The organism is Klebsiella sp. 28 (assembly GCF_018223905.1).
GTDB classification, from domain to species: Bacteria; Pseudomonadota; Gammaproteobacteria; order Enterobacterales; family Enterobacteriaceae; genus Klebsiella; species Klebsiella pneumoniae.
The window spans coordinates 1-20967 of sequence record NZ_JAGRQY010000076.1 but is presented as its reverse complement, the minus strand read 5'-3'; the positions used below and the strand labels follow the sequence as shown (position 1 = coordinate 20967).

Sequence of the window (20967 nt, the reverse complement as noted above, 5' to 3'; positions counted from 1 at the left end):
CGGGAGGGGGAATGAAGGGATTGCCGAAAAACACTATCGCGTGGCTGCTATTTTGCGGCAGCCTCGCCGCCCCCTCGGCGTGGGGTTTTGAGACCAATTACGATCGCGGACGGGTCGATTTTGCCGGGCGGGTGACGGATATTTCCTGTAGCGTCGCGCTAAACGGCGGCCAGCATGCCGGCAGCGGTAATGTCTGGCTGGCGCCGGTCAGCCTGGCGGAAGTCCACGATCGCGGGGCCGGGGCGTTTATGAAACCGCAGCCGTTTACCCTGGCACTGTCAAACTGCCAGCTGCGCCATGATGGTGGGGCAGCCTCGCAGGATGAGGTGCGTCGGGTCAGCGTGCGCTGGGTCGATGGTTTTTTACTGACGGCGGTCGGTAACGAAAACGCCGGGTATCTGGCCAATACCTTGCCGGATGGAGCGCAGAATATTTATCTGGCGCTATCGACTAACGATAATAATACTCTGGATAAGAGTAATAAAATTGTCCCGGCGGACCCGCAGCAAAATCAGGTGCGTTTGCAGGAAAGCGCGGTCAGCGGCGGCCTGTTCACCTATTACGTTGGCTATGTTTCGCCAACGCCGAAAAGCGCCACCAGCGGGCCGATTACCAGCTGGGCAACGTGGGAATTAGTTTATAATTAAGTGACGTTAAAAAGCCGGGAATTCCCGGCTTTTTTTACATGGCAATATCATCGGCGACCAGTTGTTCAATACTGACTTCCCGCCAGTAATGTCCCTGGATAGCAAACCACTCCATTCCCTGCAGCCATTCTTTATGGGCTTCACTTTCCACACCTTCAATAATCACATTATGATGGTTGCGCGATAAAAAGGTCACCAGCGCATCCATCAGCTGGCGGCCGGACTCTTTGCGCATCAGGTGCCAGAAAAAATCCTTATCAATTTTCACATAGTCAAAGTGATAACCGCGAATAGCGTTAATTCCCGCGTAGCCGGAGCCGAAGTCGTCGAGCCACAGTGAGGTATCCTGTGGGCTCTGCCAGGCGGCAAGAGAATTATGCAGCAGATTCTCGGCGTTTTCGGTTACCTCGAAATGGACGCAGGTCAGGGCGGCGATTTTGGCTTTTATGTCCTTCTGGCGCAACAGGTTAAGGATATGGTCATCAACGTTAATTGTTGCGGAAATATGGTTACGTAAAAACCAGGCTTTATGCTTTTCAATCAGTGCCAGTTGTTCGAGAAANNAACGGCGGCGGTAGCATGGCGGAAAAAATCTTCGGGGGAAATAGAAAGATTATCAAAGCGGCTTAAGCATTCCACCGCGACCAGAGTACCTTGTGGGGAAAACATTTTCTGAAAGACGTAGCGTACAGCGATATCATTACGAGATAAAATGTTGTCTTCGAATATTTTAGTGTTCATTATCCCTCTTCACGAGGTTAGTCAGACAATAGGCAGAGGATACATTAATTATAGGCTACCTGATGATTAATGGGAATGGCGGGAAATGTAAATCAACAGCGAATAAGTACGCTTTATCCGCTACTGATTTACCGGGAGAACATTTAGCATTGATGGAGAGCGGCAATACGCTGATTCATAGTGCGGGAATTATCAATACCCAGTTTTTGCATGATATGGATGCGGTGGCTATGAACCGTTTTATGAGCAATGCCGAGCAGGGCGGCAATACGCTTATTATTATTGTTGGCAATGAGCAGTTCGAGGATCTGACACTCCCGTGGTGAAAGCTGTTTGCGCAATCCTCGCGGCGGCAGTTCGCTGACGCCTTTGGCGCGTTGGACGATAGATGAAAAAAGAGTTAGCGGAGATTTCTCACTAATAATCATAGCGTTGTCAAAGTTTATCAACTCTCTGCACAGCCCGACAATGTCGCTTTTCACCATTAGCACCGGCTGCTGGCAGCGCAGCAGGGAAAGGCGGAGCGCATTCAGCAGATCGACGATTCTGATGGCAGAAATATCCTTATTAATTAAATTGAAAATAATCGTCTGGGCCAGTGGCAGATGTTTCTCATGGATGACATCGGCATAACTCAGACGGGTGGCATTTTCATGGCTATCAATAAGGTAGTGATAGATTGAGTGACCAATGAGATTGTCATTGGTGTACAGCAATATACTGTCCAAGGTTGTCAGATTCTCTTTTTGCGCTTGGCTTCTAAGATCAGGTCCAGCAGTATCTTCTCTATTCTGCGCTGGTCATCGAGATGGCGGAACTTAAACTGGCAGGATATCTGATAGTAGCTCTCACTCTCTTCATTAGCGTTATCCAGGGTGATAACAATGACATTTTTGACCACCAGGTCGATGGTGATCTCGCCATATTCTGCAAGCATAAGTACGGCGTTTTTCAGTAAGGCGTTGTGGCTGAGAAATTTAAGATTCGGCGTTTTGGTCATCAATGCGCAACCGCCATCTGAAATGTCTTTGATATCGAAAAGATAGTTTTCGCCGTTTTTATGGCGGCCGCGGCAATAAAAGTCATGCTCATGGCGTAAACGAAAGCGGGGATCGCGGCGACGCTGCACTACCTGCAGGCATTCAGGCAATGAAAAAGCGTAGCGGATACCTTTATCGACACCGCTATTGTCATGTTTTGTCAGGGCCGCATTAAACTCTATTTTCCCTGAATCGCTATGCAGGAGAAAGCGAATTTTATGCCCGGACGGGATTTTGCGATGGGTCTGAATATGAAACTCGGCAAAGTCCACGCGCGTCAGTTGGGTTATGATACTGGTGTTGTTAAAAAATATTTCAATTTCAGTACGTTTGCGCAACTCCTCTCTGAAAATAGCAATAATTTCATACTTACTGGTCTTTATCGTTCCCTCTGTCATATGCATCCCTTGTAAATAGTTGTCGTGAGGCGTTTGATTTTTCTTATAGCAATAGCAACATTCTGATTGGGTTAATCAGATGTTTTTATGAGCGTTTGATGTTATTGACTATCTTTGCAGCCAGATTGATATGTATAAACTTGGAATTTGATATTGTATTTCCTGTAATCAAGAGTTTCGAATTTTGGTCATGACAAAAACGACAACGGCCTCCAAGCTGGAGACCGGTCGAAGGATAAAAACTTAAGTTTAATTAACGGGGATAATGAGAGAACGATCGTCGATCACGCCCCATTTGTAGGATCTATAGTGCCAGTAGCGGTGAGGTTTTTCCAGGCAAATATTGAGGAGGGATAGGGTTCCCTCCATTTTGTCTGGCAGGTCAGCGGCGCGCGGCGGTGGCGATATTATCGAGGGTGCGCAGCGCTTCCGCAGGCAGGACCAGCTCGGCAGCGGCAATATTTTCCGCGAGGTGCGTGCGGGAGGAGGTGCCGGGGATCAGCAGAATATTTGGCGCTCGCTGGAGCAGCCAGGCGAGGGCGACCTGCATCGGCGTCGCCTCAAGCGAAGCCGCGACCTCGTTCAACTCCTGCGCCTGCAACGGCGTAAAACCGCCCAGCGGGAAAAAGGGCACCCAGGCGATGTGCTGGGCGGCCAGCGCATCCACCAGCGCGTCGTCGGCGCGATGGGCAACGTTATAAAGATTTTGCACGCAGACGATGGGCGTCATTTTCTGCGCATCCGCGACCTGCTTTGCCGTCACGTTGCTGAGGCCGATATGGCGGATTAATCCTCGCTCTTTCAGTTCCAGCAGGGTGGCGAGTGGCGCCTCCAGCGAACCCTCCACCGGGCCGTGCGGGCTCAGCATACTGCGCAGATTAACCACTTCCAGTACCTCAAGCCCCAGGTGACGCAAATTGTCTTCAACGGCCTGGGTCAGTTCGGCGGGCGACATGGCCGGTAGCCAGTTGCCTTTCTCGTCACGGCGGGCGCTGACCTTGGTGACAATGCACAGATCGTCAGGGTAGGGGTGGAGCGCTTTGCGGATCAACTGATTGGTGACATGTGGACCGTAGAAATCAGAGGTATCGATATGGTTTATCCCGGCCTCGACGGCGGCCTGTAGTACGCGCACCGCTTCTTCAGGATCTTTGGGCGGGCCGAAAACACCGGGGCCGGCCAGCTGCATCGCGCCGTAACCTAAGCGATAGACCTGGCGATCGCCGAGCGTGCCGCGACCGGATAAGGTGACACTGGACATAAGAACTCTCCTCACGGTGGCTAAGCCGTAAGTGTAATCCGCTCACAAGGAAGGCAAGGGGGAGAATATTGTCAGAATGTGCGACAGCAGCTCAGGCAGCCGCTGTCGCCAGAGGGGATTAGCCGAAGAACATCACCGACACGCAGAGCAGGCCTACCACCAGCGTAATTGCGTTACCCACCGAGCGGTACGGCTTCAGCGCCGGAATGAGCCATGTCGACAGCGTGGGCATAATAAACAGGATCATGGCGATAAGCGGTCCGCTGATAGCGTAGATCATTGAGATCGCATTCGGGTTGATAAAGCACACCGCAAAAGTGAAGGCGGAGACCAGCAGGATCGACATCGCGCGGTTGAAAGCGCGGCTCTTACGCACGCCCAGCAGGCCCAGCGAGCTTTTGACGATTTCGCTGGCGCCCTCAATCACTCCGAAGTAGGTTCCGAGAAACGACTTCGACATAGCGACGACGGCGACGATGATGCCGGTCACCGCCAGCCATCCCGGCGCGCCTGGCACCATCGACAGGGCGGAGAGGATAGTCACCCCCTGATCGCGGGCGGTCTCTATATAGGTTGCCGGGATCGCCAGCAGACAACTGAAGACAAAAAACAGCACGCTGGCGCAGATGATGGTGTAGGCCACCTTCATGATTTTTTTGCATTTACCCATGGCCAGGTCGCCGTGTTTCTCCTGCTGATCGATAGCAAAAGTCGAGATGATCGGCGTATGGCTAAAAGCGAAAACCATCACGGGAATAGAGATCCAGACCTGGTGGAGCGTCTGCGGGCTGAACTGCATCTGGCTGGTGAGATGCTCCGGATGCCAGTCGCGGATTAAATAGAGGGAGAGAAACAGGAAACAGGCGATAAGCGGGAAGACCAGAAAGCCCATCACCTTGATGGTGACCTGCCGTCCCATGAGAAAGATCAGGTTGAGGACCAGCACGACCCCCAGACTCAGCAGCGCACGCAGCCCTGGGGTCATCGGCGTGCGATGCGCCACCTGTTCGGCCAGCGAGTTGGTGATGGCCACGGCGTAGATGAGCACCACCACAAAGAAGGCAAGGAAATAGAGGCCGGTGATCAGGTTGCCAATTTTCTTACCATAGTAGTGATTAACTGCGCCGGTGATCCCGGTTCCCGGCGCGATATTGGCCGAGAGAATAAACTGGCTCAGCGCTTTGTGGGGCCAGTAAGTGAGCGGCCAGGCGACCAGCGCGGTGATGAACAGCACAATGGCGCCAGCCGAACCCAGCTGGATCGGTAGAAATAGCGTCCCAGCGCCTACTGCAGTGCCATATAAGGCAAAACTCCATAGAGTTTCTTCTTTAGACCAAATTTTAGACATTATGCGACTTTATCAACCGTCAAACCAAAAAAAAGGAGTGCAATTTACCATATTTATGGTTCGTCTGTTGCGATAGTTTTTGGTGATAAAGTCGCGGCGGATCGTCGAAGATCCGCGCCGGGATTAACCGCGCGCCGTCTGGCGCGGGCGGCGGTGACGAATAACGCGCTCGCGCAGGGTGTCCCATACCCAGTTAAAGGCCATGGTGTAGGGCAGGAAGAAAAGCATAAAACCGATCTCCAGCATAAACGCCTGCAGCAGCGAGACGCCCAGCACGATCGCCACCATGGTGACGCCAATGATGACGAATCCGGTTTCGAAACCGAGCGCGTGCAGGGCGCGTACTTTCAGCTGGCGGGGGAAGCGGGAGACCGGCCACAGGCGATCGAACGCCGCGTTATAGATAATGTTCCATACCATCGCCAGGGTGGCGAGCAGAATGCTCAGTCCGCCCATCTCCACTACCGAGCGCTGCATCAGCCAGGCGGCGGTAGGGGCGAGGATCAGCGTCGCCAGTCCTTCGAAGGTGATGGCGTGGATAACGCGTTCGGTGAGCGTCTTGCGCTGATGTGGGGTCTGTTGCATGGCGAGCTACCTCCAGTTTTAGCCTGAACAGGAAATTACCCGGCAGTTTATGGAAAAATATGATAAACAAAAGATAGGACCCATCGATATTGTAGATACATCATGCGTTATTCACCGGAAGCCTTAACCGCCTTTGTCGAGGCGGTCGACAGCGGATCGTTCTCCGCCGCCGCCCGCCGCCTGCGGAAAAGTCAGTCGACGATCAGTACCGCCATCGCCAATCTGGAGGCCGATCTCGGCGTAATCCTCTTTGACAGGGCAACGCGGCAACCGACGCTGACCCCGCAGGGGGAGCAGGTGCTGAGCTATGTCAAAGCGATTCTTGCCGCCAGCGAGCGGCTGGACGAACTGGCTGTGTCGCTGTCCGGCGAGACGGAGCCGCGGCTGACCTTCGTGCTCTCCGATACTCTGCACCCGGACGTGCTGGAAGATCTGCTGGTGCAGTTTGACCGCCGCTTTCCTCATACCGAGTTTGAGTGTTTGATTGGCGAAGACGAGGATGTGATCGATCTCCTGCAAAAATCCCGCGCCCAGGTGGGGCTGATTGAGGCGAGGGAGCGCTACCCCACCGATATCGGCAGCACCCGCCTGCCGCTGCAGACGGCGATGGGCATTTATGTAGCCCCTGGCCATCCGCTGGCGGCGCAGGGTAAGGTCGCCTGGGATGAGCTGCGCAGCTGGCGCGAGCTGCGTTTGAGCACCTTTCTGGCCAGCGCCACCGAACCTGCCGCAGGCCAGGTCTGGTCGGCGCCAAACTACCTGCTGCTGCTCAGCATGGCGGCGCAGGGGTTCGGCTGGTGCATTCTGCCCAGCGCGCTGGTGGCGGAGTTTGCGCCGCAGGGCGGGCTGGTGGCGCTCGATATCCCCGGCTGGCCGCGGGCAATTTCAGTCGATCTGCTGTGGAATAAGAAAGCGCCGCCGGGAGCGGCCGGCAGCTGGCTGCGTCAGCATCTGCAGCGGCGTGAACGTTAACGAATAGCTATTTCTTTGTGATTGGCTTCACTTTTTTTAAACAATTACAAAGTTTTTTGATAACAATTATCTAGTATATCGCTGTTTCTTTGCGCAAATGCATGGGCAGGGGTAGAGGATGAAGGATGTCGTGATCGTCGGCGCGCTGCGAACGCCGATTGGCTGCTTTCAGGGCGCATTATCGCGCCATTCAGCCGTCGAGCTGGGGAGCGTGGTGGTGAAGGCGCTGGTGGAGAAGACGGGAATCGATCCGCACAGCGTGGATGAGGTGATCCTCGGCCAGGTACTGACCGCGGGGACCGGACAAAATCCGGCGCGTCAGTCCGCTATTCGCGGTGGGCTGCCTAACACCGTATCGGCTATCACCATTAACGATGTCTGCGGTTCCGGCCTGAAGGCTCTGCACCTCGCTACCCAGGCGATCCAGTGCGGGGAAGCGGACGTGGTGATCGCTGGCGGCCAGGAGAATATGAGCCGCGCTCCGCATGTGCTTACCGACAGCCGCACCGGCGCCCAGCTGGGCAACAGCCAGCTGATTGACAGTCTGGTGCATGATGGGCTGTGGGATGCTTTCAACGATTATCATATGGGCGTCACGGCGGAAAACCTGGCCCGGGAATTTGGCATCAGTCGCGAGCTGCAGGACGCCTGGGCGCTCAGCTCACAGCATAAGGCGCGCAAGGCGATTGATTCCGGTCGCTTTCGCGATGAGATCGTCCCGGTTGTCACCGAGCATAACGGCGCGGCGCGCACCGTGGATACCGATGAACAACCGCGGGTGGATGCCAGCGCGGAAGGGCTGGCCAGCCTGCAGCCCACCTTCGATCGCCTTGGATCGGTAACCGCCGGCAACGCCTCAAGCATCAATGACGGCGCGGCGGCGGTAATGATGATGAGCGAGGCTAAAGCGCTGGAGCTGGGGCTGCCGATCCTTGCGCGGATCCGCGCCTTCGCCAGCGTCGGCGTCGATCCGGCGCTGATGGGCATTGCCCCGGTGCATGCCACCCGTCGCTGTCTGGAGCGGGCCGGCTGGCGGCTGGACGACGTCGATCTGATCGAAGCCAATGAGGCCTTTGCCGCTCAGGCGATCTCGGTTGGCCGGGTACTGGAGTGGGATGAGCGCCGGGTCAACGTCAACGGCGGCGCGATCGCCCTCGGCCACCCCATCGGCGCCTCCGGCTGCCGGATTCTGGTGTCGCTGGTGCATGAAATGATCAAGCGCGATGCCCGCAAAGGTCTGGCGACGCTGTGCATTGGCGGCGGTCAGGGCGTGGCGCTGGCGGTAGAACGCGCATAGCGCTATACCTCGATTTCCATGGCCTCCTGCGGGAGGCCTTTTTTATGCGCCGTGCTTTGCCGAACCCTTATTTTTTCCCCTCCCTCTTTCACTCTCCCCGGCGAAATTATTGAGCTTCGTCACGTCTTGTTGTGCCACCTTTTTTGAAACAAATAACTACGATCCTGGTCACTAAAACTATGGTGCCTAAAAAATAAAATGATGTTTCATAAAAACGAAATGTCATTTTATTTATTGTAAGGGTACCCTATGTTAAAACGATCTCTGGTTCTCGCCGCCCTCTGCGGTATGTCTTTTGCGGCAACCGCGGTAACGATAGATTTACGTCATGAATTTATTGATGGCGGAAAGAGTGATAAAAGTAATGCTGACCGCGTCTCCGTTTCTCACCGCTTTGCCAACGGCTTAGGCTTTACCGTCGAGGCCAAATGGCGTTCGGGTGGCGACAACGGTTCGCAACCCTATTCGGACGTGGTGGGCAATGGTCATGAAGACACCATCAGCTGGCGCTGGAAAGCGACGTCGAACTTGTTCCTCACCCCCGGGTTTACCATTGAGAGCAACGACAGCCGCTCCATCTACAAGCCGCACCTGCACGCGCAGTACAGTTTCGACAACGGCTTCTATGTCGCCGCTCGCTATCGCTATGAATACACCCGCTATCCGAACAACGCCGGCAAAGATGATGACAAAGTTAACCGCGGCGACGCGTGGGCCGGATTTGTCCTCGGCGACTGGCGTACAGAGCTGAACTATGTCTATGCCCGCAGCTCGGAAGGGGTCAGCCGCAACGACAATAAACCCTACTCGCAGGAATATAACGTGAAGGTGGCCTATAAGCTGGATAATAACTGGTCGCCGTATGGCGAAATTGGCAACGTCGGGGTCAATGACCGCAGCGATCGCCAGACCCGCTTCCGCGTTGGGGTGGCTTACTCGTTCTGACCGACCATTCATCCCTCATCGTTTGTTTTCCCCGGCGCCGTCAGCCGGGGTTTTTTATGGGGGAGAGAGAAGGGACAAAAAAAGCCCTCCATGAAGGAGGGCAAGGCCAGTTACAGAAAGAAGTGTGGCGTGGATCAGGCGCTCAGCATTGACGGGTGCGCAGGTAATTTCGCGATATAGATGGCCGGTTTACCGTCTTTATCGGAGCTGAACAGAATGGCGCTATCGTCCGGGGTAAATGAGGGGTGCGGGTGCGTTACCTGGCGGCTGTTGGCCACCGTCGCCCACGAGGTATCATGGCGCGCGACGCGGAAGTAGCGCTTTTCCGCCACGTTAAAGACATACAGCCAGGGATCGTTATCAATGGAGTAGCCGCCGGTATCCTTGACATCCACCGGTGTACCTGAGCCATCGCCTACCAGCAGCGTGCCATCGAAATTGCTCATCAGATGCGAGCAGGCCGGCATCGTCATCAGGGCCTCGTTGACGCCGCTTTCGGGATCAAAGCGATAGATCGTCCGCCCCTGCTGGCCTTTCAGATAGGAGACGTAGATCAGCGCCGAACCGTCCGGCACCCAAAATTCATGAGTACAGCTTTCGCCTGGAGCATGCGCTTTGACTTTGCGAACATGGCTGCCATCCTCGTTGACCAGCCACATGCGGGCGTCCACCAGATCGTGCGGCCCTTCATGGCAGAAGGCGACGGTATGGTCGTCGAAGGGACGATAGATCGGGTGTCCCAGCCAGATTTTTTCCTCATGGATCACCTGGCTCTCACCGCTGCGCAGGTCGACGCGCAGCAGGCGGCAGTGCGGTCCTTTATGGAAGAAATCATGGAAAATCTGCCAGTCGTTGAGTGGCGTCCAGTCGCTTTTGGCAATCTCAATGCCCACCAGTTTGCTGCAATCGCTGTTTGCCACCCAGGTGCCATACCCTACCCAGTCATCGCTAACGCGATAAACTTCGCGCTCGGCGAGGGTGGTCAGGTTGACTTCCAGCAGGATACGGTCATTTTTCACGTAATAAAGCGACTTATCGTCCGGGGAGAGGAAGCCGCCGAAGGTGTTATCCCCGGCGCCTTCGGTTAGCTGGACGGCCTCGGCGCTGGCGATATTCAGCAGATAGTAGTTCCAGTGGCCGTCAAACTCGCCGGCGAACAGTAAATGGCTGCCATCGTTAAAAAAGCACTTCTGATAGAAGTAGTTGCGATGACAGGTGACCTCCGGGGGGGTTAAGCGGGTGACTTCCGCCCCGGTATCCGGATCGTGGCTGACGTGATAATTCAGTTTGACCCGCATGCCTTTAGCCATGTAGTGCTCCTTTCTTTCCTGCGATGCCGCTGGACCAGAGGCGTGCCGCTGAGTGATATGTTTTAAAAGACAGGTGTTAATTTATCAAAACATTGTTTCATTATTTGTGATGGCTCACGCAGTTCAGCGTAATTCCCGCGTTTTCAGCGGGCTGCTGGCTTCGCTTCGGCACCTCTGCAGACAATCGGTTGAATCTTCATCTTTTCAAAACCTTTTCCGGCCTGGCGCGTGCCGGGAGGCTCCTTCGCTTTTTCTTTTTTTGTAATCGTCATCATAAAAAATGAAACATCGTTTTAAATAATATTGAAAATGGCTGGGGGCGGGGCTAAGATGGCACCCATCAGCAAAACGGAACTCTGTTTTATTTTCATTATGGTGGGCTATGCCCGAGAGTTCGCCCCACGCTCAGTCGCGCCGCCGGCGCGGACCGGGCCGAGAGAACCTTGCCTGCAAACAGCAGGCTCTGAACGACTAAGGAACATAATATGATTCTTGATGCATTCTCCCTGCAGGGAAAAGTGGCCGTCGTGAGCGGATGCGATACCGGTTTAGGTCAGGGGATGGCCCTCGGGCTGGCGGAAGCGGGCTGCGATATTGTCGGTATCAATATCGTCGAACCGGTGGAGACTATCGAGCGGGTAACCGCGCTGGGACGCCGTTTTCTCAGCCTGACCGCCGACCTGCGCCAGATCGACGGTATTCCTCAGCTTCTGGAGCGGGCGGTGGCGGAGTTCGGCCATATTGATATTCTGGTCAATAATGCCGGCCTGATTCGCCGCGAGGACGCGCTGGCGTTCAGCGAAAAAGACTGGGACGACGTGATGAACCTCAACATCAAGAGCGTATTTTTTATGTCCCAGGCGGCGGCGAAACACTTTATCGCCCAGGGCAGCGGCGGGAAGATCATTAACATCGCCTCCATGCTGTCGTTCCAGGGGGGGATCCGCGTGCCGTCGTATACCGCATCCAAAAGCGCGGTGATGGGCGTCACCCGCCTGCTGGCCAACGAGTGGGCCAAACACAACATCAACGTCAACGCCATCGCCCCGGGGTATATGGCGACCAACAACACCCAGCAGCTGCGCGCCGACGAGCAGCGTAGCAGCGAAATCCTCGATCGCATTCCCGCCGGGCGCTGGGGGCTACCGGCCGATCTGATGGGGCCAGTCGTGTTCCTTGCCTCCTCAGCCTCCGATTACATCAATGGCTACACGGTGGCGGTGGACGGCGGCTGGCTGGCGCGCTAACCGTCCGCGATGGCCGGGGTCTGTGGTATCGCTCCGGCCTTGTGAGCAATTATTGTCCATACGGCAAAGTGCGGATCGTCCATACTCCGGAACACGGGTATAATGTTACCGCTCTGTATAAACAGGGTTATTAACTATTGGAAACGCATTTTTTGTTACTTTGAAAGTTTAATGTCCATCACAAAACCCATCCTGCCAGCAATATAGTCCATATCTTTGGCTTATCCTGCCTGACCCATTCATCCACCAGTCACGTACTTTCGTCTTATGTCTTACTCTGTGTGGCAGGAAAAAAATGACTTCAATCAGTAACGACTCTACATTATCGCCGCGGACGCAACGTGATACCCGGCGGATGAACTGGTTTGTTTCCATCGCCGCGGCGGTGGCGGGCTTGCTCTTTGGCCTGGATATCGGCGTGATATCCGGAGCGTTGCCCTTTATAACCGACCATTTCACCTTATCCAGCCAGCTTCAGGAGTGGGTGGTTAGCAGCATGATGTTGGGGGCGGCGATAGGCGCGCTGTTTAACGGCTGGCTGTCGTTCCGCCTTGGTCGTAAATACAGCCTGATGGCGGGGGCCGTACTCTTTGTGGCCGGCTCTATCGGATCCGCTTTTGCCGCCAGCGTGGAGGTGCTGCTGGTGGCCCGCGTGGTGTTGGGCGTGGCAGTCGGGATTGCCTCTTATACCGCGCCGCTGTACCTCTCCGAGATGGCCAGCGAGAACGTGCGCGGGAAAATGATCAGTATGTATCAGCTGATGGTCACCCTTGGCATTGTGCTGGCGTTTCTTTCCGATACCGCCTTTAGCTACAGCGGTAACTGGCGCGCCATGCTGGGCGTGCTGGCGCTGCCGGCGGTGATCCTGATCATTCTGGTCGTCTTTTTGCCGAACAGCCCGCGCTGGCTGGCGGAGAAGGGACGCCATATCGAAGCGGAAGAAGTGCTGCGGATGCTGCGCGATACCTCGGAAAAGGCGCGCGACGAGCTTAACGAGATCCGTGAGAGCCTCAAGCTGAAGCAGGGCGGTTGGGCGTTGTTTAAGGTCAATCGTAACGTGCGCCGGGCGGTGTTCCTGGGCATGCTGCTGCAGGCGATGCAGCAATTCACCGGCATGAACATCATCATGTACTATGCGCCGCGTATCTTTAAAATGGCGGGCTTTACCACTACTGAACAGCAGATGATCGCCACCCTGGTGGTGGGCCTGACCTTTATGTTTGCCACCTTTATTGCGGTGTTCACAGTGGATAAAGCGGGCCGCAAGCCAGCGCTGAAAATCGGCTTTAGCGTGATGGCGCTGGGCACTCTGGTGCTGGGCTACTGCCTGATGCAGTTCGACAATGGCACCGCATCCAGCGGCCTCTCCTGGCTCTCCGTCGGCATGACCATGATGTGTATTGCCGGGTATGCGATGAGCGCGGCGCCGGTGGTGTGGATCCTCTGCTCCGAGATCCAGCCGCTAAAATGCCGCGACTTCGGCATCACCTGCTCGACCACCACCAACTGGGTGTCGAACATGATCATCGGCGCCACTTTCCTGACGCTGCTTGACGCAATTGGCGCCGCCGGCACCTTCTGGCTCTACACGGCGCTCAACGTGGCCTTTATCGGCATCACCTTCTGGCTGATCCCGGAAACCAAGAATGTCACCCTCGAGCACATTGAGCGCAACCTGATGGCGGGCGAGAAGCTGCGCAACATCGGTAATCGTTAATGTGAGGCGCGCGGCAACCACGGGCTGGCGACTTTGCGCGTCTCCCGATGGTTGTCGCCGTGAATGATATGCAGGGCGCTCAGGCGCCCGATGTCATAATGCGGCAGTTGCACTGTGGAGAGCGGCGGTAGAAACAGATCGCCAATGCCCACCATGTTGTCGTATCCCACTACCGCCACGTCCTGTGGAATGCGTAACCCCTGGCCCAGCAGCGTCTGATAGACCATAAACGCGATGCGATCGTTGCCGCAGATCACTGAGTCAAAGCCAGGTTTACCCTCGCGGATATGCGCCAGCACCACCGCCGGGATATCGTGGTAATGCTCATCGCCCTGGCCCATATACGAATGGCTCAGATGGTCCGGTTCGATACCGGCCTCCCGGCAGGCGCGCTCCAGCCCCCGGCGGCGGCGGATCGTCGCCGGCTGGCTGGCGGGTAAGTGCAGGCACAGCGGACGACGATAGCCAGCGGCAAGCAGGGCTTTCACCGCGTCGTACTGCCCCTGTTCATCGTCCGGGATATAGCTGGCCACCGGCTGGCTGAGGCTTTCGCAGTTGGCCAGCACGCAGGGCAGAGTCAGCAGTTTCTCCGGCAGCGGTACCTGGCGCAGGCCCATGGTGGTAAAGATAATGCCGTCCGGACGGTGGGAGAGGAGCAGGTCGACCACCGCTTCCGGACGATCGTCAGAAAACATATTGACCACAAAGCTGTTCCAGCCGTGGGCGCGGGCCGTCTCTTCGATCGAGAGGGTGATCTCCACCGAAAAGGGCGTGGTGACGGTATCCAGCGCCAGCACGCCGATGGTGCTGGGGGTGGCGCGCGCCCCGCGGATCTTCTTCGCCGACAAGTCGGGGACGTAGTTGGTCTCGGCGATGGCGGCCTGCACGCGGGCCAGTGTCTCAGGCTTCAGCCGCTCCGGGGTGTTCAGCGCCCGTGAGACGGTCATTAGAGATACATTCGCCAGTTTTGCTACATCTTTCAGGGACGCCATTTTTTCCTCCGCCATTGCCGCAGAGTACAGGCTATACAACTAAGTCGCTGATGTAAAAGAGTGAAACGATTTTCTGCTATCGCCGTCGTGAGCTATGTTGCGGTTGATTTTTGATCGCGATCGCATCTTCATTATGTTAACGTTAACTTTTGTGATTAACATCATATATCGCAGCGAATCCACCTGCGTTTTGTTTTTTGTTAACGTTACCATAATTGCATTCCTCTAACACGAGAATGTCATGATGAAAGCGCCTCACTCACACAGCTACCCGTTGCTCAGTGCCTTACTATTTTTCTTTTTCGTGACCTGGTCGTCATCCGGCTCCTTGCTCTCTATCTGGCTTCACCAGGAGGTTGGGCTGAAGGCAGGCGATACCGGTATTATCTATGCCGTACTGTCGGTTTCCGCGCTGTTTGCGCAAGTTTGCTATGGATTTATCCAGGACAAGCTGGGGCTGCGCAAACATCTGCTCTGGTATATCACCGCGCTGCTGATCCTCTCTGGTCCGGCGTATCTGCTGTTCGGCCACCTGCTGAAAATCAACGTCCTGTTGGGCAGCATCTTTGGCGGGATCTATATCGGTTTGACCTTTAACGGCGGCATCGGCGTGCTGGAATCTTACACCGAGAGGGTGGCGCGTCAGAGCCAGTTTGAATTCGGCAGGGCGCGGATGTGGGGCTCGCTGGGCTGGGCGGTGGCCACCTTCTTCGCCGGCCTGCTGTTTAACATCAATCCGCAGCTAAACTTCCTCGTCGCCAGCTGTTCCGGGCTGGTGTTCTTTATCCTGCTGGCGCGTCTGCGGGTCTCCTCGGCGCCGCATGCGATGCAGGAGGCGGTATCGGGCGGTAAGGTGACGCTGGAAGATGCACTGCGCCTGCTGACGCTGCCGCGGTTCTGGGCGCTGGTCTTTTTCGTCATCGGCACCTGCATCTACGGCGTCTATGACCAGCAGTTCCCGGTCTATTTCTCATCGCAGTTCGCGACCCTGCAGGAAGGCAATGAGATGTATGGCTACCTCAACTCCTTCCAGGTGTTCCTCGAGGCGGCCGGCATGTTCTGCGCGCCGTGGCTGGTGAACCGTATCGGCGCCAAAAACGGTCTGATTTTCGCCGGCATGGTGATGGCGATGCGCATGGTGGCCTCCGGTCTGGTGGAGGGGCCGCTGCTGATCTCCATCACCAAACTGCTGCACGCGGTGGAGTTGCCGATACTGCTGGTGGCTATCTTTAAGTACAACAGCCTCAACTTCGATAAACGTCTCTCCTCCACCCTCTATCTGGTGGGCTTCGCCTGCACCAGCTCGATTATCGCCAGCGTATTGTCGCCGCTGGCGGGCTACAGCTATGAAAAATATGGCTTCGCCCAGTCCTACCTGATCATGGGCCTGCTGGTGTTCTGCACCACCTTTATTTCCATCTTCTTGTTGCGCTCCGGCAAATCCTCCGCCGATCCGCTGGTGTCGCAACCTACCGCTATCTGAATCAAAAAGAGTGAAAATGATGACTTACACAATCTCCCGGGCTGAACAGGTACTCCAGACACAACGCCAGGCGCTCAATCTGCGCTGGTATCCGCACTATCACCTGGCGGCCCGCGCCGGGTGGATCAACGACCCAAACGGTCTGGTGTGGTTCGACGGCTGGTACCATGCCTTTTATCAACATCACCCGTACTCCACCCAGTGGGGACCGATGCACTGGGGGCACGCGCGCAGTAAGGATCTGGTGCACTGGGAGCATTTGCCGGTAGCCCTGGCGCCGGAGGGCCCGGAGGATAAAGACGGCTGCTTTTCCGGCTCGGCGGTGGTCGATGGCGATACCCTGGCGCTGATTTACACCGGGCATAAGTTCCACGGCGATCGTGGCGACGAAGCCAATCTGTATCAGGTGCAGTGTCTGGCCACCAGCCGCGACGGGATCCACTTTGAGCGTCAGGGGATGGTGGTCGACACCCCGCCGGGTATGCACCACTTCCGTGACCCGAAGGTCTGGCGTGAGGGAGATAGCTGGTACATGATCGTCGGCGCGCGCGAAGGCGATACCGGCCAGGTGCGGCTGTACCGTTCAGCCGATCTGCGCCAGTGGCAGGACGCGGGGGTGCTGGATGAAGCGGAAAGCACCATGGGCTATATGTGGGAGTGCCCGGACTTCTTTACCCTCAACGGCAAACGCGTTCTGATGTTTTCCCCACAGGGGATGCAGGCCGCGGGGTTCAGCAACCGCAATCTGTTCCAGAGCGGCTATCTGATCGGCGAGTGGCAGCCAGGCCAGCGTTTTATTCGCCATGGCGAATTCCGGGAGATGGATAACGGCCACGATTTCTATGCCCCGCAAAGCTTCGCCACCCCCGATGGCCGGCGGATCGTGATTGGCTGGCTGGATATGTGGGAATCGCCGCTGCCGGAGCAGCAGGACGGCTGGGCGGGCATGCTCTCCCTGCCGCGCGAGCTGAGCCTGAGCGCGGATGACCGCCTGCAGATGCGCCCGGCGAAAGAAGTGGAGAGCCTGCGCGGCGCCTGGTTCCCGTGGCCGGTCAGCACCCTGAACAACCAGCAGACGACGATGGTCGACAACTGCGAGGCGATGGAGGTGAATCTGCGCTGGGACTGCGCCCGCAGCAGCGCCGAGCAGTATGGTCTGCGCTTTGGAGATGGCCTGCGCATCTACGTGGATGCCCAACAGCAGCGTCTGGTGCTGGAGCGGCATTATCCGCAGTATGGCCTGTGCGGGACGCGCAGCGTGCCGTTGACCGCCGGGGCGGATCTCAACCTGCGAATATTTTTCGATAGCTCTTCGGTGGAGGTTTTTGTCAATGACGGCGAAGCCTGCCTGAGCAGCCGTATCTATCCGCAGGCTCCCCACCGTGAATTAGCGTTATTTGCCTGGAGCGGCTCGGCGGCATTAACCGAAGCCGGCGCCTGGCAGCTCGAATAATAATAAGGCTGTTGTCGTTAATAACCCGTCTTTGACGATGGGCGGGTTATTATTGCCTGCATCGTCGTGCGTTACCCATTAATAAAAAATTCAGTTCATTCCATAATAAAAGGGTTTACCGATGAATAAAATCTGGGTCGGGTGTTTTCTGACGTCTCTGTATCTGCCATCCGTTATGGCGCAGGCGCCGTTATCGCTGGAGGAGCGACTGGCGCAAATGGAGCAGCGGCTAAAGGCGACGGAGGCGCGCGCCGCCAGCGCAGAGGCGGAAATTAAGACGCTGAAAGGCCAGCAGCAGGCCGCGACGGTCGCCCGCGCGGCGCCTGCTTCGCCGCGTTTGCAGCTAAATGACAATGGCGAATTAAAATTTTATGGCGACGTCGAATTTAACCTCGATGGCGCCAGTCGCACCGGCAGCCTGACGTCGGTCAAAACCAGCGCGAATAAAAGCTGGGCGCCCGGCGATAAAGAGCGCTGGGATATTAACGGTCGTATTCTGCTGGGTTTCGATGGCAGACGGAATGGCGCCGACGGGCAATATGCCGGATTCAGCGTGCAGCCTCTGGCGGATATGGATGGCAAAATGAATCTTGATGATGCGGTATTTTTCTTCGGCCAGCAGGATGACTGGAAAATAAAAATAGGCCGCTTTGAAGCCTGGGATATGTTCCCGCTGAATCAGGATACCTTTATTGAATATTCAGGTAATACCGCCAACGATCTCTATTCCGATGGCTATGGCTATATTTACATGATGAAAGAGGGGCGCGGGCGCAGCAGCAGCGGCGGTAACCTTCTGTTTAGCAAAACGGTGGATAACTGGTATTTCGAAGTTAACACCCTGGTGGAGGACGGCAGTTCGCTGTTTGTCGATCAGAACTATCATGGTAACGCGCTGGAAAACCGCAAAAATGTGGTGTACGTGCGGCCGGTGGCGGCGTGGCAGTCCGGCGCCTGGTCGGCGGCCGCGGCGATAGAGAGCAATCTCGTCAACAATGCTTACGGCTATCAGAGCCAGAGCGGACGCTGGGTCGACCAGTCAAACCGCACCGGCTACGGGCTGACCATGAGCTGGAACACCCTGAAAAGCGATCCGCAGGATGGGGCGGTGGTCAATCTGAGTACCGCCCTGCTGGACGCGGCGGACGAAACCGACTTCAGCGCCGGGATCAACGCCCTTTGGCATCGCGTGGAGCTGGGCTATATCTATGCGCACAATAAAATCGACCAGTTCAATATGGCCGGGGTGACCAGCGAATGCGATGGCGATTGCGCTATCCTGGCGCCGGGGCGCTATGACATCCATACCCTGCACACCTCCTGGCAGTTGCCGAATATCATGGCGATGCCGAACTTCAATATTTACCTTGGCGCCTATGCCTCGTGGCTCGATTCCACGGCAGCGAAGAGCGGGAATCCCGATGAACGCTACGGCGCCCGGGTGCGCTTTAAATATTTCTTCTGACAGGGCCGTCTGGCAGACCCTCCCGCGGCGTGCGCCGCGGGAGAGTTCAGACGGGCAGGTTAGCGCATCGCGCGGCGCAGAATGCGGTCGGTCTGGCGCTGGAAGTCCTCGGCCGCTTCTTCCACCGACTTTTTACCGTAGTCGATGTACTGCAGGGTGGTGCCGAACTGGGCGACGATCTGCGGATCGTCGAAGTACGGGGAGACCGGCAGAGCGGTGGGCAGGGATTGCGCCAGCTTCAGGCCGGACACCGCCGGATCGTCGGCTTTGATTACCCCATCCTCGGTCAGGTAGGTGACCGCCGCTTTACTCAGCGGCACGCCGCGCTCCAGTCCAAGAATATCCACCCCTTCTTTGCTGTTCAGCAGGAAGTTAATCACTTTCGCCGCCGCCTGCGGGTTTTTCGTCGATTTGCCAATCGACAACATTTGCGCGGGCTTGAAGAACAGTCCGGCATCGGTGGCGCCCGGCAGCATCGGGTATTCCCCCAGCACCAGCTTCGCCGGCGGCTTCAGGTTATCGGAATATTTGTTGATGGTGGAGTTCCACATGTAGGTCCCGCCCCATTCGCCCTGGATCCACGGCTTCATTTCGTACATGTTGCTCTTGCCGAAGGAGGCATAGTAGCGGGTGTCCGGCATCACATGGCTGTCGATAAGCTTCTTATACATACCGAAGAAATCCGCCCACTGCGCTTTGCTGTAGGAGAATTTTCGCCCTTTCTCATCGATGGCCGGCTGATTGTATTTTTGCACCATATAAGAGTTGAGCAGGGCCAGCACGTCCTGGTGTTCGAGCACCACCGGGTAGTACTGTTTCCCGAGCTTGCTTTCGAAAGTTTTTCCCGCCGCCATGAGTTCATCCCAGGTTTTCGGGAAGGGGATGCCCGCCTTTTTCCATGCTTCGTCGTTAAAGTAGAAGACGCGGGCGGTGACGGAAATTGGAATACCGTTAAGCTTGCCGTTGACCGTGGTGGACTGCAGTTCTTTGGCGTCGAACTGGCTGAGGTCGATCTCGTCTTTCAGGGTATTCAGATCGTAAAAGCCATCGCCATTTTTCGAAAAGATCGGCAGCCAGTTCCAGTTGGTCTGCATCACGTCAGGCTCGGTACCGCCGGCAATCTGGGTGGTCAGGCGTGAAAGATGGCCGTCCCAGCCGGTGTATTCTGCTTTGACGTTGATGTCTGGGTTTTGTTTGTGGAATTCCTCCAGCGCCTTGAGGGTGACCTGATGGCGGCCGTTGCCCCCCCACCAGGACATACGCAGGTCGACATCCTGCGCTAGCGAAGAGAAGGCGCTAAGGCCCAGGGTGGCGGAGAGGGTGGCGCTTATCAGCACGTTTTTCATTGTTATGCTCCAGGGTTCACAGAGAGAGGTTCTGTTCGGTTTTGGCGTCAAAGATGTGACACTTGTTGAGATCAAAGGTGAAATAGACTTTGCGATTCAGTCCCTTGGCAATCATCGGCTTCGCATCGTCCGACGGCACGCGGGCGGTCAGCTCATAATCAGCAACCCTGAGATAAACAAAGAATTCATGTCCCATGTTTTCTACGCGTACCATTTCACCCGCGCAGGAACCTTCGGCAAACGGTTCATCGGAGAGAGAGACAAACTCCGGGCGCACGCCAAAGAACACCTGCTGATTCTTATGGGTTTCAACTTTGCTTTGCAGCCGATCGTTGAGCGGCAGCCGCTGATCGCCCAGCGTCAAATGCAGGCGACCACCGTGCTCAACCAACTGGCTGGGACGAATATTCATCTCCGGCGCGCCGATAAACCCAGCGACAAACATATTTTTCGGCTGGTGGTAGAGATTGTCCGGGGTATCAACCTGCATAATGTGGCCGAGCTTCATCACGCAGATGCGGTCGCCCATGGTCATCGCTTCCGTCTGATCGTGGGTGACGTAGACGGTGGTCGCCGGTTTGCCAGATTTTTTCAACTGCTTATGCAGATCGGAAATGCGGATCCGCATCGAGGCGCGCAGCTTGGCGTCAAGGTTGGAGAGCGGTTCGTCGAACAGGAAAACGTCCGGTTTTTTGACGATCGCCCGGCCCACCGCCACGC

The 20967-nt window shown here is 56.2% G+C and carries 20 protein-coding genes and 1 pseudogene; 10 read left to right on the top strand and 11 right to left on the bottom strand.

Going from position 1 to position 20967, the window contains the following annotated elements:
- Positions 1 to 11: 11 nt before the first annotated feature.
- Positions 12 to 647, top strand: a complete 636-nt coding sequence (mrkF, locus tag KHQ28_RS13980; RefSeq protein WP_002916122.1) for a type 3 fimbria minor subunit MrkF — start codon at positions 12 to 14, stop codon at positions 645 to 647.
- Positions 648 to 681: 34 nt separating this feature from the next.
- Here mrkF and mkrJ read toward each other — a convergent pair.
- The 6 genes and pseudogenes from mkrJ to KHQ28_RS13950 all read right to left on the bottom strand — a co-directional run bounded on the left by mkrJ (position 682) and on the right by KHQ28_RS13950 (position 6020).
- Positions 682 to 1388 (bottom strand): annotated as a pseudogene (gene mkrJ, locus KHQ28_RS13975) (phosphodiesterase MrkJ).
- 143 nt (positions 1389 to 1531) lie between these two features.
- Positions 1532 to 2104 (bottom strand): transcriptional regulator MrkI, encoded by a 573-nt coding sequence (gene mrkI / locus KHQ28_RS13970; protein ID WP_002916079.1) that lies wholly within the window; start codon positions 2102 to 2104, stop codon positions 1532 to 1534.
- Between the two features lie 17 nt (positions 2105 to 2121).
- Positions 2122 to 2826 (bottom strand): transcriptional activator MrkH, encoded by a 705-nt coding sequence (gene mrkH / locus KHQ28_RS13965; RefSeq protein WP_004152886.1) that lies wholly within the window; start codon positions 2824 to 2826, stop codon positions 2122 to 2124.
- Positions 2827 to 3208: 382 nt separating this feature from the next.
- Entirely contained in the window at positions 3209 to 4087 is an 879-nt protein-coding gene (locus tag KHQ28_RS13960; RefSeq protein ID WP_002916061.1) for an aldo/keto reductase family oxidoreductase, read from the bottom strand.
- A 118-nt stretch (positions 4088 to 4205) separates the two neighbouring features.
- Complete coding sequence (locus KHQ28_RS13955; RefSeq protein ID WP_002916058.1) at positions 4206 to 5435, bottom strand: amino acid permease; 1230 nt, start codon at positions 5433 to 5435, stop codon at positions 4206 to 4208.
- Positions 5436 to 5558: 123 nt separating this feature from the next.
- Positions 5559 to 6020 (bottom strand): multidrug/biocide efflux PACE transporter, encoded by a 462-nt coding sequence (locus KHQ28_RS13950; protein ID WP_002916056.1) that lies wholly within the window; start codon positions 6018 to 6020, stop codon positions 5559 to 5561.
- 102 nt (positions 6021 to 6122) lie between these two features.
- On the opposite strand from KHQ28_RS13950, the gene KHQ28_RS13945 reads away from it, so the two are divergent.
- The 3 genes from KHQ28_RS13945 (at position 6123) to ompK26 (ending at position 9234) form a co-directional block, all read left to right on the top strand.
- On the top strand, positions 6123 to 6992 hold the full coding sequence (locus KHQ28_RS13945) for a LysR family transcriptional regulator (RefSeq protein ID WP_002916055.1): 870 nt from the start codon (positions 6123 to 6125) through the stop codon (positions 6990 to 6992).
- 118 nt (positions 6993 to 7110) lie between these two features.
- Complete coding sequence (locus KHQ28_RS13940) at positions 7111 to 8289, top strand: acetyl-CoA C-acetyltransferase (protein ID WP_002916052.1); 1179 nt, start codon at positions 7111 to 7113, stop codon at positions 8287 to 8289.
- A gap of 249 nt (positions 8290 to 8538) precedes the next feature.
- On the top strand, positions 8539 to 9234 hold the full coding sequence (ompK26, locus tag KHQ28_RS13935) for a KdgM family porin OmpK26 (protein ID WP_004143995.1): 696 nt from the start codon (positions 8539 to 8541) through the stop codon (positions 9232 to 9234).
- 134 nt (positions 9235 to 9368) lie between these two features.
- Here ompK26 and KHQ28_RS13930 read toward each other — a convergent pair whose 3' ends face one another.
- Together KHQ28_RS13930 and KHQ28_RS29495 are read right to left on the bottom strand one after the other, a co-directional pair.
- A complete protein-coding gene (locus tag KHQ28_RS13930; protein WP_002916048.1) occupies positions 9369 to 10544 on the bottom strand; it encodes an oligogalacturonate lyase family protein in 1176 nt (391 codons plus the stop codon).
- Between the two features lie 143 nt (positions 10545 to 10687).
- Positions 10688 to 10819, bottom strand: a complete 132-nt coding sequence (locus tag KHQ28_RS29495; protein WP_032418377.1) for a hypothetical protein — start codon at positions 10817 to 10819, stop codon at positions 10688 to 10690.
- Between the two features lie 210 nt (positions 10820 to 11029).
- Between KHQ28_RS29495 and kduD the strand changes: the two genes are divergently transcribed.
- Both kduD and KHQ28_RS13920 read left to right on the top strand, forming a co-directional pair.
- Complete coding sequence (gene kduD / locus KHQ28_RS13925) at positions 11030 to 11791, top strand: 2-dehydro-3-deoxy-D-gluconate 5-dehydrogenase KduD (RefSeq protein WP_002916003.1); 762 nt, start codon at positions 11030 to 11032, stop codon at positions 11789 to 11791.
- A 295-nt stretch (positions 11792 to 12086) separates the two neighbouring features.
- Positions 12087 to 13508: a sugar porter family MFS transporter gene (locus KHQ28_RS13920; RefSeq protein WP_002916001.1), complete on the top strand. Its 1422-nt coding sequence runs from the start codon at positions 12087 to 12089 to the stop codon at positions 13506 to 13508.
- Here KHQ28_RS13920 and KHQ28_RS13915 read toward each other — a convergent pair.
- Positions 13505 to 14500, bottom strand: coding sequence for a LacI family DNA-binding transcriptional regulator (locus KHQ28_RS13915; protein ID WP_004149647.1), 996 nt, complete (start codon positions 14498 to 14500; stop codon positions 13505 to 13507). The two genes, KHQ28_RS13920 and KHQ28_RS13915, sit on opposite strands and share 4 nt — an antisense overlap.
- Positions 14501 to 14594: 94 nt before the next feature.
- Here KHQ28_RS13915 and KHQ28_RS13910 point away from each other — a divergent pair, with 94 nt between their 5' ends.
- The 4 genes from KHQ28_RS13910 (at position 14595) to KHQ28_RS13895 (ending at position 18901) form a co-directional block, all read left to right on the top strand.
- The gene (locus KHQ28_RS13910; protein WP_004143987.1) at positions 14595 to 14729 is read left to right on the top strand and encodes a hypothetical protein; all 135 of its coding nucleotides are present in this window, start codon (positions 14595 to 14597) and stop codon (positions 14727 to 14729) included.
- 12 nt (positions 14730 to 14741) lie between these two features.
- Positions 14742 to 15983: an MFS transporter gene (locus tag KHQ28_RS13905; RefSeq protein WP_002916000.1), complete on the top strand. Its 1242-nt coding sequence runs from the start codon at positions 14742 to 14744 to the stop codon at positions 15981 to 15983.
- A gap of 19 nt (positions 15984 to 16002) precedes the next feature.
- Positions 16003 to 17436 carry a glycoside hydrolase family 32 protein gene (locus KHQ28_RS13900; RefSeq protein ID WP_032419428.1) on the top strand — a complete coding sequence of 478 codons (1434 nt, stop codon included), beginning with the start codon at positions 16003 to 16005 and terminating at the stop codon, positions 17434 to 17436.
- Between the two features lie 121 nt (positions 17437 to 17557).
- Positions 17558 to 18901, top strand: a complete 1344-nt coding sequence (locus KHQ28_RS13895) for a carbohydrate porin (RefSeq protein ID WP_004149644.1) — start codon at positions 17558 to 17560, stop codon at positions 18899 to 18901.
- A gap of 59 nt (positions 18902 to 18960) precedes the next feature.
- On the opposite strand, the gene KHQ28_RS13890 is transcribed toward KHQ28_RS13895, so the two are convergent.
- Complete coding sequence (locus KHQ28_RS13890; RefSeq protein WP_002915998.1) at positions 18961 to 20247, bottom strand: ABC transporter substrate-binding protein; 1287 nt, start codon at positions 20245 to 20247, stop codon at positions 18961 to 18963.
- Positions 20248 to 20263: 16 nt separating this feature from the next.
- Positions 20264 to 20967: ABC transporter ATP-binding protein (locus KHQ28_RS13885; RefSeq protein ID WP_228298272.1), on the bottom strand; the 704-nt coding region annotated here is incomplete at its 5' end.